13 protein-coding genes are annotated in these 14378 nt (G+C 71.0%); 12 read left to right on the top strand and 1 reads right to left on the bottom strand.

Annotation, left to right across the window (positions count from 1 at the left end; translation table 11 throughout):
• Genes O7621_RS22220 through O7621_RS22175 form a run of 10 tightly spaced genes read left to right on the top strand, consistent with a single transcriptional unit; the run spans position 1 to position 10566 of the window.
• Positions 1 to 846 (top strand): ABC transporter ATP-binding protein, encoded by an 846-nt coding sequence (locus O7621_RS22220; RefSeq protein ID WP_282231048.1) that lies wholly within the window; start codon positions 1 to 3, stop codon positions 844 to 846.
• A complete protein-coding gene (locus tag O7621_RS22215; RefSeq protein WP_282231047.1) occupies positions 843 to 1766 on the top strand; it encodes an ABC transporter permease in 924 nt (307 codons plus the stop codon). Before O7621_RS22220 ends, O7621_RS22215 begins: the two co-directional genes overlap by 4 nt.
• Positions 1767 to 1771: 5 nt before the next feature.
• Positions 1772 to 2662, top strand: coding sequence for an ABC transporter permease (locus tag O7621_RS22210; protein ID WP_282231046.1), 891 nt, complete (start codon positions 1772 to 1774; stop codon positions 2660 to 2662).
• Positions 2659 to 3450 carry an ABC transporter ATP-binding protein gene (locus O7621_RS22205; RefSeq protein WP_282231045.1) on the top strand — a complete coding sequence of 264 codons (792 nt, stop codon included), beginning with the start codon at positions 2659 to 2661 and terminating at the stop codon, positions 3448 to 3450. The genes O7621_RS22210 and O7621_RS22205 overlap by 4 nt, the downstream gene beginning before the upstream one ends.
• Positions 3451 to 3466: 16 nt before the next feature.
• Positions 3467 to 4867: a hypothetical protein gene (locus O7621_RS22200; protein WP_282231044.1), complete on the top strand. Its 1401-nt coding sequence runs from the start codon at positions 3467 to 3469 to the stop codon at positions 4865 to 4867.
• Positions 4857 to 6041 carry an acetyl-CoA acetyltransferase gene (locus O7621_RS22195; protein ID WP_282231043.1) on the top strand — a complete coding sequence of 395 codons (1185 nt, stop codon included), beginning with the start codon at positions 4857 to 4859 and terminating at the stop codon, positions 6039 to 6041. The genes O7621_RS22200 and O7621_RS22195 overlap by 11 nt, the downstream gene beginning before the upstream one ends.
• Entirely contained in the window at positions 6038 to 6958 is a 921-nt protein-coding gene (locus tag O7621_RS22190) for an SDR family NAD(P)-dependent oxidoreductase (RefSeq protein WP_282231042.1), read from the top strand. Before O7621_RS22195 ends, O7621_RS22190 begins: the two co-directional genes overlap by 4 nt.
• A 22-nt stretch (positions 6959 to 6980) precedes the next feature.
• Entirely contained in the window at positions 6981 to 7475 is a 495-nt protein-coding gene (locus O7621_RS22185) for a VOC family protein (protein ID WP_278169501.1), read from the top strand.
• Positions 7475 to 8998, top strand: coding sequence for an AMP-binding protein (locus O7621_RS22180; protein ID WP_282231041.1), 1524 nt, complete (start codon positions 7475 to 7477; stop codon positions 8996 to 8998). The genes O7621_RS22185 and O7621_RS22180 overlap by 1 nt, the downstream gene beginning before the upstream one ends.
• Complete coding sequence (locus O7621_RS22175) at positions 8995 to 10566, top strand: AMP-binding protein (RefSeq protein WP_282231040.1); 1572 nt, start codon at positions 8995 to 8997, stop codon at positions 10564 to 10566. Before O7621_RS22180 ends, O7621_RS22175 begins: the two co-directional genes overlap by 4 nt.
• 3 nt (positions 10567 to 10569) lie before the next feature.
• On the opposite strand, the gene O7621_RS22170 is transcribed toward O7621_RS22175, so the two are convergent.
• Complete coding sequence (locus O7621_RS22170; protein ID WP_282231039.1) at positions 10570 to 11559, bottom strand: MBL fold metallo-hydrolase; 990 nt, start codon at positions 11557 to 11559, stop codon at positions 10570 to 10572.
• 69 nt (positions 11560 to 11628) lie between these two features.
• Here O7621_RS22170 and O7621_RS22165 point away from each other — a divergent pair, with 69 nt between their 5' ends.
• A complete protein-coding gene (locus tag O7621_RS22165; RefSeq protein WP_282231038.1) occupies positions 11629 to 13179 on the top strand; it encodes an AMP-binding protein in 1551 nt (516 codons plus the stop codon).
• Positions 13180 to 13218: 39 nt separating this feature from the next.
• On the top strand, positions 13219 to 14370 hold the full coding sequence (locus O7621_RS22160) for an acyl-CoA dehydrogenase family protein (protein ID WP_282231037.1): 1152 nt from the start codon (positions 13219 to 13221) through the stop codon (positions 14368 to 14370).
• Positions 14371 to 14378 lie beyond the last annotated feature (8 nt).

The raw sequence follows: 14378 nt of genomic DNA, 5'->3' as shown, positions 1-14378 counted from the left end.
ATGACCGGAGCAGCGCAGACGGGGGAGTCGGGCGAACCCGCCCGGCACCCCCGCACCTCGGACACCGACACCGCCGTGCTGGTGGTCGACGATCTGGTAGTCGAGCACCGCGACCGGAGCACGGGGACGGTGCTGCGCGCGGTCGATCACGTGTCGCTGCGCATCGGCGCTGGCGAGAGCGTCGCCGTCGTCGGCGAGTCCGGATCCGGCAAGACGACGCTCGCCATGGCGGCCACCGGGCTGGGCACCCGTGGCGACGGGGCCATCCGGCTGCTCGGGCACCAGCTCTCCTCGATCAGTCGGGCGCGGCTGCGGCGGCTGCGCCCCGAGGTGCAGGTGGTCTTCCAAGATCCGCACGGGTCGCTCGACCCGCGGCAGTCGGTCCGCTCCGGGCTGCGGGAACTGCGCCGGCTGCAACCCGAGCGCACCTCCTGGATCAGCGACACCGAACTGCTCGACCGGGTCCGGCTCGCGCCGCAGATCCTCTACCGCTACCCGCACCAGCTCTCCGGCGGCCAGGCCCAGCGGGTCTGCATCGCCCGGGCACTGCTGATGCGGCCGCGGCTGATCGTGGCGGACGAACCGACCTCCGGCCTCGACGTCTCGGTGCAGGCCGACGTGCTGGCGCTGCTGGCCCAGATCCGGCAGAGCACCGGCGCGGCCCTGCTGATGATCAGCCACGACCTCGCCGTCGTCCGCTCGATCTGCGATGTCGTACACGTCATGTACCAGGGCCGGGTCGTCGAGTCGGGTCCGTGCGAGTCGGTCTTCGTCACTCCCCGCAACGACTACACGCGCGAGCTGCTCGCCGCGATGCCCGGTGCCCGCTGGAGGTCCCGCCGATGAAGGCCAGCACCGTCCGACGGGTCGGCAGCCGCCTGGCGTCGCTGCTGGCGTCCCTACTCATCGCGCTGAGCCTGGCGTTCGCTCTCGGGCGACTCTCCGGCGATCCGACCGTGGCGATCCTCGGACCGTTGGCCACTCCGGAGCAGCGGGACGCCCTGCGGCATGAACTCGGTCTCGACCTGCCGCTGGTCGTCCAGTATCTCGACTACCTCAAGGGCATCCTCACCGGTGACCTCGGCCAGTCGCTGCAGTTCTACCAGGCCAACACGACCCTGATCGCCGACCGGCTGCCGTTCACCCTGCAACTGGTCGCCGCCGGCATGGCACTCGCCGTACTGGTCGGGGTGCCGCTCGGGGTGCTGGCCGCGACCCGGGAGGGCACCTGGTGGGACCGCGCCGCCTCCACCGTCGCCCTGCTCGGCCAGTCGGTGCCCGTCTTCTGGTTCGGCATGATGCTGGTGGCGCTGTTCGCCGTGAACCTCGGCTGGCTGCCCGCCGGGCAGTCCGGCACCCCGCAGCATCTGGTCCTTCCCGCGGTCACCATGTCGGTGTACCCGATGGCCCAGATCGCCCGGCTCACCAGGGCGTCGATGAGCGAGACGTTGGCCGAGCCGTACATCGACTCCGCCCGGGCCCGCGGGCTGCGTGGCCGGCGGGTCGTGTGGCGGCACGCTTTCAAGAACTCGATGATGCCGATCCTGACCATCGTCGTGCTGCAGACCGGGATCCTGCTCTCCGGTGCGGTCGCGATCGAGTACGTCTATTCCTGGCCCGGCCTCGGTCAGCTGGCGCTGCAGGCCATCCAGTTCCGTGACTTTCCGCTCGTCCAGGCGATCGTCGTCTTCGGTGCGTTGACCTTCGTCCTGCTGAACCTGCTCGTCGACGTGATCCATTCGGTCGTCGACCCGAGGGTGAGGTGACGGCCGTGAGCCGATCCGATCTGCACCCGGTGCCGCCGACGGCGCGAACGCCACGACGCCCGGGACGGCGGTCCCGTACCTCGGTGTTCTGGCTGTCCCTGCCGCTGGTGGTCGTCGCCGGCCTGGTGCTGGTGCTGCCGCTGACCGGGCTGCTGCCCGACACCGGGCAGGACCTGGCGGCGACCCGGCGACCGCCCACCTTCCTCGACGGCGGAACCTGGGCGCACCCACTCGGCACCGACAAGCTCGGCCAGGACGTCCTCACCCAGTTCGTCTCCGCCGGCCGGCTGACCATTCTGATCGGCCTGGTCGGCGCGCTGGTCGCGATCGGCCCCGGCACTCTGCTCGGCGTGCTGGCCGGCTACTTCCGCGGCTGGGTCGACCGGGTCATCTCGGTGCTCATCGACGCTCAGCTGGCCCTGCCGTTCATTTTGGTCGCCCTCGCGATCATCTCGAACCGGGGCAGTTCGCTGCCGGTGCTGTTCCTGGTGCTGGCGCTGACCGGGTGGGCGGTCTGCGCCCGGGTCACCCGGTCGGCGACCCTGGCGATCCGCGAGCGGCAGTTCGTCACCGGCCTGCGGGCGGCCGGCGCGTCGGAGGCGCGGATCGTCTTCCGACACGTCCTGCCCAACCTCGCCGGTACGGTCGTCGCGCTCGGCACCCTCCAGGTCGGCACGGCGATCCTGATCGAGAGCGCGTTGAGCTTCCTCGGCCTCGGCGTACCGCCACCGAGCGTCAGCTGGGGGTCGATGCTCGCCTCCGGCCAGGACGAACTGAGCCAGGCCTGGTGGATCGCCCTCTTCCCCGGGCTCGCCATCACCTTGCTGGTGCTGCTGGTCAACCTGTTGGGCGACGCGCTGCTCACCCATCACGACCCACGAAAGAGGCGCCGATGACCGAGCTGCTGAGCGTCTGCGGCCTGTCCGTCGTCGCCCGACTCGCCGACGGCGACCTGCGACTGCTCGACGACGTCGACCTCGACGTCGACCGAGGCCGGATCGTCGGCGTCGTCGGCGAGTCCGGCAGCGGCAAGACCACCCTGGCCCGCACCGTCGTCGGGCTGCTCGAACGCAACGTCGATGTCGAACAGGGCCGGGTCACCCTCGCCGGCGACGAGGTGGTGGCCCCCGGCGTGGACCGCACCGACCGGGTCCGGGGCAGCGCCGTGGGCATGGTCTTCCAGGACGCCTCCCGGTCGTTGAACCCGCTGATGAAGGTCGGCACACAGCTCGCCGAGGTGCTGCGCCGCCACGTCCGGGGCATCACCCGGGCCGAGGTCGAGCGCCGCTCGGTGGAGGTGCTGTCGCAGATGCGCATCACCGACCCGGCCCGGGTGCTGGGCAGCTACCCGCACCAGCTCTCCGGCGGGCTGCGCCAGCGGGTCGCCATCGGGCTGGCCGTCGTCACCCGTCCGGCACTGGTGATCGCCGACGAGTGCACCACCGCCCTCGACGTCACCACCCAGACCAAGGTCGTTGGGCTGTTCCGCACCCTGGTCAACGAACTCGGCATCGGCCTGCTCTTCGTCACCCACGACCTGATGCTCGCCAGCGACCTCTGCGACCGGATCGCGGTGATGAGCGGCGGCCGGGTCGTCGAGCAGGGTGCGGCCGAACAGGTGCTGGACGAGCCGCAACAGGAGTACACCCGGCGACTGCTCGCCGCCATCCCCTCGTGGAGTTGAAGGAGAACCGCGACACATGCCTGACCAGCCCGGCATCGACGGCTACGCGGTACACCTGCCGGCGTACGCCCTGCACGACAACAGGCTCGACGCGCCCGGACCACCCAGGCCGGGCGGACCGGTACGCAGCGTCGCCGCCTTCGACGAGGACACCGTCACCATGGCGGTCGAGGCGATGCGGCAGATCACCGCCACCGGCCACGTCGGTCGGCAGCTGCTGCTCGCCACCACCAGCGCACCGTACGAGGCGAAGACCTCGGCCGGGGTCGTGCACGCCGCGCTCGGGCTCGATCCGGCCGTCAGCGCGGTCGATCTGCGCGGACACCGCTGCGGCGCGACCGCCCTCGACCTCGTCGCGGGCTCCGGCGCCGCGGCGATGATGGCCGACCTACGGACCACCCGGCCGGGGGCACCGGACGAACTCGCCCAGGGCGACGGCGCCGCAGCGTTCGTCGGCGGCGGTACCCGTGCCGCGACCCTGCTGGCCCGCGCCGGACACACCACCGAGATCCTGGAACGGTGGCGGCTGCCCGGGGAACGGCACGACCGCGTCTGGGACGAACGGTTCACCGCCGACGTCCTCGTCACCGCCGGCCTCGCCGCGGCCCGCCGCGCGTTCACCCTCGCCGGCCTGGATACCGTCGACGAGGTCGTCGTGTCGTCGTCGAACGCCCGTGCCGCCGCGGCGCTGCGCCGCACGCTGGGCGGATCGGGGGCCGACGCGAAGGTCGAACGGGCCACCGGTTTCACCGGTGCCGCCCACCCAGCGCTGCTGCTCGCCGCCGCGCTCGACGAGGCGCAGCCCGGCCGGACGATCCTGTTGCTGTCGGCGACCGAGGGCGCCGACGCCTTCGTCTGGCGGGTCGGCGACGAGGTGCGGGCGGCGCGTGGCGGGGCGTCCGTACGGGACCAGCTCGCCGCCCGGCGACCCGTCGGCTACGGCTGCTACCTGCGCTGGCGCGGACTGCTGGACGTGCAAGGTCCGGCCCGGCCGGCATCGCCGGCACCGGCGTCACCGCCGATGGTCCGCCGGTCCGGTTGGAAGTTCCAGCTGGAGGGCAGCCGGTGCGCCGCCTGCGCGAAGGTCACCACGCCGCCGGCCAAGGTCTGCGCCTCCTGCGGCACCGCCGCGACGGGGCAGCCGCCAGCGACGGTCCCGCTGCGGGACAAGACGGCCCGGGTGGTCTCCGTGACCACGGACCATCTGACCACCATGCCGGAGCCGGAGGTCGCGGTCGTCGTCGCCGACGTCGACGGCGGTGGCCGGCTCAGCATGTACGCGACCGACGTCGCGCCGGGCGACGTGGCCGTGGGCATGGCGATGACGCCGACGTTCCGGCGGCTGTGGACCACCGATTCGATCCACAACTACTTCTGGAAACTCCGGCCACGGAAGGAGGCCACCGATGGCCAGTAGACGGATGGCCCACGACGTCGCGATCGTCGCGATGGGCTGTACCCCGTTTCGTGACCACTGGCACCGTTCCGCCGACGATCTGCTGGTCGACGCGGTGCACGAGTGCGTCGGGTCGCTGCCCGGTGCCACCCTCGACGACGTCGACGCGTTCTGGGTGGGCACCCAGGGCTCCGGGATGTCCGGGCAGACGCTGGCCCGGCCGTTGCGCCTGGTCGGCAAGCCGGTCACCCGGGTGGAGAACTACTGCGCCACCGGCTCGGAGTCGTTGCGCAACGCGGCGTTCGCGGTCGCGTCCGGGGCGTACGACATGGTCATGGCGACCGGTGTGGAGAAGCTGAAGGATTCGGCGTACTCCGGTCTGGCCGCCGTCTACCCACCCGCCGACGGCACCGACGTCGACTGGACCGCACCCGCCGGATTCTCCCTGCTCGCCCCCGCCTACCAGCAGGCGTACGGCGTCGGGGCGCGGGACATGCGCGCCGCGCTCACCAAGGTCGCGATGAAGAACCACGAGAACGGCGCGTTGAACGAGCGCGCCCAGTTCCGTAAGGCCGTCTCCGCCGAGGCCGTCGAGAACGCGCCGCGCGTCGCCGGGCAGCTCGGCGTGCTGGACTGCTCGGGCGTGTCCGACGGCGCCGCCGCGGCCATCCTGGTCCGCGCCGAGGACGCCTACCGCTACACCGACAAGCCGGTGTTCCTGCGGGGGATGGGGTTCGTCGCGGGGTCGGGCGCGGGCCTGGCCACCGACGGCTACGACTTCACCACCTTCCCGGAGGTGGTGCAGGCGGCACGACAGGCCTACGACCAGGCGGGCGTCACCGACCCGGCGACACAAATCTCGCTGGCCGAGGTGCACGACTGTTTCACTCCGACGGAGGTGGTGCTGATGGAGGACCTGGGATTCTCCGAGCGGGGCAAGGCCTGGCGGGACATTCTCGACGGCCGGTACGACCTCGGCGGAGCGTTGCCGGTGAACACCGACGGCGGTCTCAAGTCGTTCGGCCACCCGATCGGCGCCACCGGGCTGCGGATGGTGTTCGAGTGCTTCACCCAGCTGCGGGGTGCGGCCGGCGCCCGTCAGGTGCCCGACGCCCGGTTGGCCCTCGCCCAGAACCTCGGCGGGCAGCCCGGTTCCTGCGTGGCGTTCGTCGCGGTGCTGGGGAGCCAGCGGTGAGCGCCGAGGTGCGCCTCGACGGGCAGGTCGTCATCGTCACCGGCGCCGGCAACGGGATCGGCCGGGCGCACGCGGTGTTGCTGGCCGAACGCGGTGCCCGCGTCGTCGTCAACGACCTCGGCGGGGCGGTGGACGGTTCGGGCTCCTCCGGCGCGGCGCAGCGGGTGGTCGACGAGATCCGCGCCGCCGGCGGTGTCGCGGTCGCGTCGACGGACTCGATCGCCACCGCCGCCGGCGGCGCCGACCTCGTCGCCCGGGCCGTGCACGAGTACGGCCGGATCGACGCGGTCATCCACAACGCCGGCATCCTGCGCGACAGCACGCTGGCCAAGATGCGCGAGGAGGACGTCACCGCGGTCCTCGACGTGCACCTGGCCGGGGCGTTCCACGTGCTGCGGCCCGCGTGGGGGCAGATGGCCGAGCGGGGGTACGGGCGGATCGTGCTGACCAGCTCGTCGTCCGGGCTGTTCGGCAACTTCGGCCAGGCCAACTACGGGGCGGCGAAGGCCGGCCTGATCGGGCTGATGAACGTACTCGCCCTGGAAGGAGCCCGCCGGGGCATCCTGGTGAACGCGATCGCGCCGACCGCCGCGACCCGGATGACCGAGAACCTCCTCGGTGAACTGACCGACCGGTTCGATCCCCGGCACGTCGCCGCGGTGGCGACCTACCTCGCCTCCGGGCAGTGCCAGCTCAACCGGCACATCCTCACCGTCGGCGGCGGCCGGGTCGGGCGAATCTTCGTCGGCGTCACCCCTGGCTGGTACGGCGGGGTCGAGCCGGTCTCGCCCGACGACATCAGGGCGTCGATCGACGACATCTGCCGGCTCGACGACTTCATCATTCCCGACAGCGGCGCCGACGAGGTCACGCTGATCCAGCGGGCCCTGTCCGGACCCGCCGGTCCAACCGTCTGAGCCGTCAAGGAAGGGAGCCACCATGCCGGTGAGCGAAGTGCACCATGTGGCCGTGACCGTCTCCGATGTCGACCGGGCCGCGGATTTCTACGAAAAGGCGCTGGGCTACCGTCGGACGCTGCGGGCCGACGTCGCCGGCCCCGGCATCGAGGTGTCGCTGGGCCTGCCCGCCGGCACCGCCGGCCGGGTCCAGTACCTGCAGGGACCGAGCCAGATCGGCCAGTTGGAACTGATCGAGTGGAACGGCACCGCGACCCGGACGGCGACCGGTGGACATCTGGAACTGGGTACCTTCCTGCTCAGCTTCGCGGTGCCGCTGGCGGAGATGGACGAGCTGTACGCCCGGCTGGTCGAGCTCGGCGCGCAGTGTCTGAGCCCGCCGAACCAGGTTCTGCTGGACAACTACGGGCCGATCACCGCGTTCGCGGCCCGTGACCTCGACGGCAACCTGCTGGAGTTCGTGGCGCTGCCGTCCCGGGAGGAGATCCTGGCCCGGCGGCGGGAAGGCGGCAGCTGATGGCGACCAGCAACTTCACCGAAAGGCTGCGCCGGCAGGCGCTGCGCCGCGCCGACCGGGAAGCGCTGGTCGACGGAGAGTCCCGCTGGACCTACGCCGAACTGGACGCCGACGTCGACCGGCACGCGGCGGCGCTTCGCGCCGTCGGCATCGGCGTCGGCGACCTGGTCGGGGTGCTCGGGCGCAACACCGCCACGTACGTCATCGAACTGCTGGCGCTGAGCCGCCTCGGTGCCATCTCCGTTCCGCTCAACTGGCGGCTGCACCCCAACGAGCAGGCGTACGTCATCGACCAGGCCGGCGTCACCGCCCTGATCTACGACGACGACTTCGCTGCGGACGCCGCCACCCTGGCGGCCACGACCGGCCTGCGGATCACGGTGGCCAACGGCACCCGGGTCGTCGCCGACGCCCGTCGACTGGCCGATCTGCTCGCCGCGCAGCCGTCGGGGGTGCGGGTGCCGGACGCGGAGAAGACCTCGGCCGACATACACCGGCTGCTCTACACCTCCGGCACCACCGCACGGCCCAAGGGCGTCATCCACACCTGCGGCAACCTCACCGCCAACCACCTGGCGCAGGTGCTCGAACTGGAGCTCACCGCAGCCGACCGGATCCTCGTCTCGGCTCCGTTGTTCCACGTCAGCGGGCTGGAGGCGCCGGGCCTGGCGACGTTCGTGGCGGGCGCGACGATGGTGCTGACTCCGACGTTCAAGGCCGCGGACATCGCCCGGACCGTGGCCCGGGAGCGGATCACCGGCATGGTCCTGGCCGCGCAGATCCTCTTCGGGCTGCTCGACCGCGACGACCAGTCGGACCTCGGGTCGCTGCGCTACCTGCTCTTCGCCGGGGTCGCGCCCAGCGTGCGGCGCGAGGTGAAACGCCGGCTGCCGCACGTCCGGCTGGTGGACACCTTTGGCATGACCGAGCTGTGCAACGGCGTCTGCTACCTGGATGCCGCCCACGAACAGAGCAAGGTCGGCGCGCTCGGCGCGCCGTTCCCCGGGGTGCACATCCGGATCGTCGACGAACACTTCCAGCCGGTGCCGCCCGGCGTGGAGGGGGAGATCATCATCCGGGGCGAGAAGATTTCACCCGGCTACTGGAACGACGACGAGGCCAACCGGCGCACCCGTCGGGACGGTTGGTTCCTGACCGGCGACGTCGGGCGGATCGACGCCGACGGCTACCTGTGGTTCGTCGACCGCCGCGCCGACCTGATCAAGTCCGGTGGGGAGAACATCGCCAGCGCCGAGATCGAACGGGTCGTCGCGAAGCATCCCGACGTCAGCGAGGTCGCCGTCATCGGGGTGCCGGACCCGACCTGGGACGAGGTTCCGAAGGCGTACGTGATCCTGCGCGCCGGCGCGACCGCCACCGCAGAGGGCATCCGCGCGCACTGCCGGGCCGAACTGGCCCGGTACAAGGTACCGAAGTACGTGCAGATTGTGACGTCGCTGCCGCGCAACGACTCCGGCAAGGTGCTCAAGAAGCAGCTGCGCGAGACGGCGGTGGCCGGATGAGTACGGCGAACGTCGCCGCGATGCTGGCCGGTAACGCCCGGAGGTTCGCCGACGCCGACGCGTTGGTCTTCGAGGGCCGGCGGTGGACTCACCGCCAGCTCGCCGCCGACGTCGAGGCCCTGGCCGCTGGTCTGGCCGCCGAGGGAGTTCGCCGCGATGCCCGGGTGGCGATCATCGCCAACAACGTGCCCGAGTTCCTGCTGCTGTCGCTGGCGTTGTCGAAGCTCGGCGCGGTCTTCGTGCCACTGAACTACCGGCTCACCGCCGGCGAACTGGCCAAGCTGCTGCGGCACGCGCGGGTCCAGGCGGTCGCCACGGTCCCGGAGTTCGCCGCGCTGACCGAGGCCGCGCTGACCGAGGCCGGCGCCGGCCCGACGGCCGACGTACGCCGGTTCGCGCTGGAACCGATCGACGACGACGGCTGGGTCGACGTGCGCGCGCTGATCGGGAGCCACCGGGGTGCCCAAGTCGCCGACGTCGATCTCGACGAGGCGGCCCTGCACCGGATCGTCTACACCTCCGGCACGACCGGGCTGCCCAAGGGCGTGCTGCTCACCCACGGCAACGTGAACATGAACATGCACGCCCAGATCGTCGAGCTCGGGCTGCGGTCCAGTGACCGGATCCTGAACTTCGCACCGCTGTACCACGTCGGCGGCACCGATTTGCCAGGCTTCGGCATCTGGCATGTCGGCGGCACGATGGTGCTGCAACGGCGGTTCGAGCCGGCGGCGGTGCTGCGGGCGATCGAGACCGAGCGGATCACCGGCATGGTGATGGCGGCGACCATGCTGGACATGGTCCGCCGTGCGGCTGATGTCTCCGTCGCCGATCTGACCTCGGTGCGGTGGGTTATCTATTCGCAGGTCACGTCGGCGTTGTTCGCCGTGGCGCGGGAGCTCTTTCCGGACGCCCGGCTGATCGAGGGTTACGGTCTCACCGAGACGTGCAGCGCCCTGACGTACCTGGACGAGGCGCACATGCGGTCCAAGCAGGGGTCGGTCGGCCTGCCCGTGCCGTGGGTCCAGGTACGGGTGGTCGACGCGGACGGCAACGACGTGCTGGTCGGCGACGATGGCGAGGTGATTGCGCGCGGCCCGAAGGTGAGCCCTGGCTATCTCGACGATCCGCAGGCGACCAGGGCGGCGTGGCGCGACGGGTGGTTCCACACCGGCGACGTCGGCCGGTTCGACGCCGACGGCTACCTGTACATCCGCGACCGACTCAAGGACATGATCCGCAGCGGTGGGGAGAACATGTCCAGCGCCGAGATCGAGGACGTACTGGCCGACCACCCGCTGGTGCTGGCCGCGTCGGTGGTGGCGGCGCCGCATCCGGTGTGGCTGGAGGTCCCGGTGGCGTTCGTGATCGGCCGACCCGGCCTGGAACCCGAGTCGCTGATCGCGCACGCCCGGCAGCGCCTCGGTGGTTTCAAGGTCCCGAAGGAGATCTACGTCGTGGACGAGTTTCCGACGAATCCGTCCGGCAAGGTGCTGAAGCGGAGCCTGCGGGAGCTGCGGTCGTCGGCGCGGCCGGACTGGACGTACGACCGGTCGCGACGCGACTGACGACTACCGGTGGACGCCCGCGGTGTGCCGCAGCAGGGCCTGGGCATGGACGAGGGAGAACCGTTGGGTGCCCCGGCCGAGTTCGTCCCAGGGCTTACGCCACCGCATCCGCCGGGCGACGTCCCAGGCGGTGGTTTGCCCGTCGGTCCCGGCCAGTGCGCTGACGGTGGCGACCTCGGCACGGTGGAAGGCAGCCAGCTCGTCGGCGCGGGCCGCGACGTCGCGGTACGGGAACTGGTGGGCCGGGCAGGCGAGCGTCGCGCCGAGGTCGCGGATGCGCTGCAGCGTCCGGAACAGGTCCGCCGCCGGGTCGTCGTCGGCGCGGCTGACGATCGCGAGCTGGGTGGGGCCCTCGGGCATCATCGTGTCGCCGGTGAAGACCGAGCCGCGGGTGTCGAAGTAGACGGTGTGCCCGTAGGTGTGCCCCGGGGCTGGCACGGCGCGGATGGTTACGTCGCCGAACCGGAACTCGGTCTCGTCGGCCACAGCCAGGTCGATCCGCAGGTCCTCGTGGTGCGCGGTGACCGCGACCGCGTCGGCGTACATCGCCTCGACGACGTCGGGCGGGGCGCCGGTCGCCGTGAGGGCGGTGCGCAGTTGGGTGAGGAATCCGCCCCTGCGCCGGTGCATGGTGGCGAAGTCGTCGGCCTGTCCCATGATCAGCCGGGCACCGGATCGCGCCCGGATCCGGGCGGCGAAGCCGATGTGGTCCGGGTGGTTGTGGGTGAGCAGGACGGTGGAGATCGTCTCGATCCGGTGGCCGATCGCGGCGACCGATTCGGTGAACGACTGCCAGCAGCTCGGGTGGTCGTAGCCGGCGTCGATCAGAACGGCACCGTCACCGGTGTCGACCAGGAAGACGGTGACGTAGCGCAGTGCGCTGCCGCGCAGCGGGATCGGGATCGCCCAGACGCCGTCGGTGACCTCGGTCGGAGCCGGTATCTGCCGGGCGTGATAGCTGGCGGCATGCGTGTCGTTCACGGGTCTGGACATCGTCAGACGCCTCCCTTACTGTGGAAACAACAACATACCGGATGGTCGGAATTTAACTCAAGGAGTCCGATGAGCGACGAGCGGACCGGCTTCCGGCTCTGGGCAGCCGCCGAGCCGGACCTGTGCGCGATCGTGACTGCCGACGATCGGCAGATCTCCTACGGCGAGCTGTACGCCGAGGTGAACCGGATCTCGCACGGCCTGCGCACCCGCGCGGGCCTGCGTGCCGGTGACACGGTCGCGGCGGTGATGACCAACAGTGCCGGCATGATCGCGCTCTACCTGGCCGCGATGCAGTCAGGGCTCTACCTGGTGACGCTCAACTACCACCTGACCGAGCCGGAGATCGCCTACATCCTCGCCGACAGCGGCGCCAAGGTGGTCGTCTGTTCCGGGCGGGTGGAGTCGGTCGTCGCAGCAGCGGCCGCCGTCGGCGTGCCCGGGATCCAGATGTATGTCGACGGAGTCCCCACTACCGATCGCGTTCGTCCGTTGTCACAGCTCACCGACGGTATGTCGACGGTCAGCCCGGAGCAGACCCCGGCCGGGTCGCTGATGATGTACACCTCGGGCACCACCGGCCGCCCGAAGGGGGTGAAACGGCCCCTGGCCGGAGTCGACGCCGACACCGGTGCGTCGACCTACCGGTGGTTGTTCCAGGAGTTCGGGATGGAACGTCCCGCGTTCGGGTCCTGGCTCGTCTCGGCCCCGCTGTACCACTCGGCGAACATCACCCCCGCGATGGGCGCCCTGCACGCCGGCGGCACGATGGTGCTGATGGACGGCTGGACGCCGGAGGGTTTCCTGCGTCGGGTCCACGACCGGCGGGTCACCGGGACCAGCATGGTGCCGACCCACTTCTACCGGCTGCTGCAACTGCCCCAGGGCGTCCGCGACAGCTACGACATCTCCTCGCTGCGCTACGTCCTGCACGGTGCCGCGCCGTGCCCGCGCGAGGTCAAGCAGCGCATCCTCGACTGGTTCGGCCCGGTAGTCTACGAGTACTACGGTTCGACCGAGGTCGGCACCACCATCGCCCGCCCGCACGAGTGGCTCGCCCACCCGGGCACGGTCGGTCGCCCGGCCTCCATCTCGACGCTGCGGATCCTCGACGAGCTCGGCAACGAGGTGCCGGTCGGGCAGACCGGCATCGTCTACATGCGTCAGGGCTCCGACCGGGTCGAGTACCACAACGACCCCGGCAAGACTGACGGCGCCCGCCGCGACGGGCTGATGACCGTCTGGGACGTCGGCCACGTCGACGCCGACGGCTTCCTCTACATCACCGGCCGAGCGGCCGAACTGATCCTGGTCGGCGGGGTCAACGTCTACCCGGCCGAGATCGAGGCCGCGTTGCTCGGCCACGACTGGATCGCCGACGCCGGGGTCGTCGGCGTACCCGATCCAGAGTTCGGCGAGGTGCCGCAGGCCCACATCGTGCTGACCGAGAGCGCGCCCGACGCCGAGACGGCGCTCGCGCAGATCCGCACCTACCTCGCCGAACGGCTGGCCAAGCCGAAACGTCCGCATTCGTACGTCGTCCGCGCGGCGTTGCCTCGCGACCCCAACGGCAAGCTCTACAAGGCGCGGCTCACCCGTGCCCCGGAGGTGTCGGCGTGACCACGACGTGTGAGGTGTCCGACGACAGGGGAGCCCGGCGTGGACTTCGATGACAGCGACAGCGACCTCGCGTTCCGGCGCGAGGCCGGCAGTTGGCTCGACCAGGCGCTGCGCGACGTGCCCGATCAGGAGGAGCTGTCCCAGAGCGAGCGTGAGCACTGGTCACGGGTCTGGCAGGAACGACTCTGCGCCGGCAACTGGGCCGGGTTGTCCTGGCCGGTCGAGCACGGCGGTCGGGGAATGGACTCGTTGGCGCAGGCGATCTTCAACGAGGAGGCGGCGGTCCGGGGCGCGCCGTACCCGCTCAACGGTGTCGGCATGATGCTGGCCGGTCCGACGATCATCGCGCACGGCGGCGACGAGCAGCAGGCCCGGTACCTGCCGGGCATCCTGCGCGGCGAGGAGTACTGGTGCCAGGGCTTCAGCGAGCCCGGCTCCGGCTCCGACCTGGCGAGTCTGCGTACCGCCGCGACCCGGGTCGACGGCGGCTGGCTGATCAACGGCACCAAGATCTGGACCTCCAACGCGCACAACGCCTCCCGGTGTCTGCTACTGGCGCGAACCGACCCCGAGGAGCCCCGGCACCGGGGCATCACCTACTTCCTGGCCCCGATGGACCGGTTCACCGTCCGACCACTGGTGATGATCAACGGGGACACCGAGTTCAACGAGATGTTCCTCGACGACGTGTTCGTCCCCGATTCCGACGTGCTCGGCGGGGTCGGCAACGGCTGGAAGGTCGCGCTCACCACGCTCGCCTTCGAACGCGGCAGCATGGCGCTGAACCTGTGGGTGTGGGCCCGACAGGCGGTGGACCGGGTCGTCGATCTGGCGATAGCGCGGGGACTGGCTGACGACAGCGCCGTCGTCGACACGATCGGTGCGCTGCAGTGCGACGCCGAGGCGGTCCGGATCGGGTCGATGCGGATGCTGGCGGAGAGCCGCGCCGGTGGCGTCCCCGGCCCGGAGACGTCGGCGCTGAAGAGTCTGTGGGCCGGCGTGGTGCAGAACGCGAACCGGCTCGCGGTGCAGCTCGACGACGCCGGCGGAGTGCTTCTCGACGGTGCCGGCGCCGCCGCCCGAATGCACCGCTACCTGCGTGCCCGCGCCCACACGATCGAGGGCGGCACGGAGGAAGTCCAGAAGTCGATTCTCGCGGAGCGGGTGCTGAACCTGCCCCGTTCACGTTGAGCGGAGTG

Origin of the sequence: Solwaraspora sp. WMMD937, assembly GCF_029581175.1 — a bacterium.
Classification (GTDB): domain Bacteria; phylum Actinomycetota; class Actinomycetes; order Mycobacteriales; family Micromonosporaceae; genus Micromonospora_E.
Note: the sequence above shows the minus strand (reverse complement) of the source record. Positions and strands in the feature narration are given on the sequence as shown.

Bases quoted from the DNA above. Each gene is read 5' to 3' on its own strand.
- O7621_RS22220 (WP_282231048.1), top strand. From the start codon at position 1: ATGACCGGAGCAGCGCAGACGGGGGAGTCGGGCGAACCCGCCCGGCAC.
- O7621_RS22215 (WP_282231047.1), top strand. From the start codon at position 843: ATGAAGGCCAGCACCGTCCGACGGGTCGGCAGCCGCCTGGCGTCGCTG.
- O7621_RS22205 (WP_282231045.1), top strand. From the start codon at position 2,659: ATGACCGAGCTGCTGAGCGTCTGCGGCCTGTCCGTCGTCGCCCGACTC.
- O7621_RS22200 (WP_282231044.1), top strand. From the start codon at position 3,467: ATGCCTGACCAGCCCGGCATCGACGGCTACGCGGTACACCTGCCGGCG.
- O7621_RS22195 (WP_282231043.1), top strand. From the start codon at position 4,857: ATGGCCAGTAGACGGATGGCCCACGACGTCGCGATCGTCGCGATGGGC.
- O7621_RS22185 (WP_278169501.1), top strand. From the start codon at position 6,981: ATGCCGGTGAGCGAAGTGCACCATGTGGCCGTGACCGTCTCCGATGTC.
- O7621_RS22180 (WP_282231041.1), top strand. From the start codon at position 7,475: ATGGCGACCAGCAACTTCACCGAAAGGCTGCGCCGGCAGGCGCTGCGC.
- O7621_RS22175 (WP_282231040.1), top strand. From the start codon at position 8,995: ATGAGTACGGCGAACGTCGCCGCGATGCTGGCCGGTAACGCCCGGAGG.
- O7621_RS22170 (WP_282231039.1), bottom strand. From the start codon at position 11,559: ATGTCCAGACCCGTGAACGACACGCATGCCGCCAGCTATCACGCCCGG.
- O7621_RS22165 (WP_282231038.1), top strand. From the start codon at position 11,629: ATGAGCGACGAGCGGACCGGCTTCCGGCTCTGGGCAGCCGCCGAGCCG.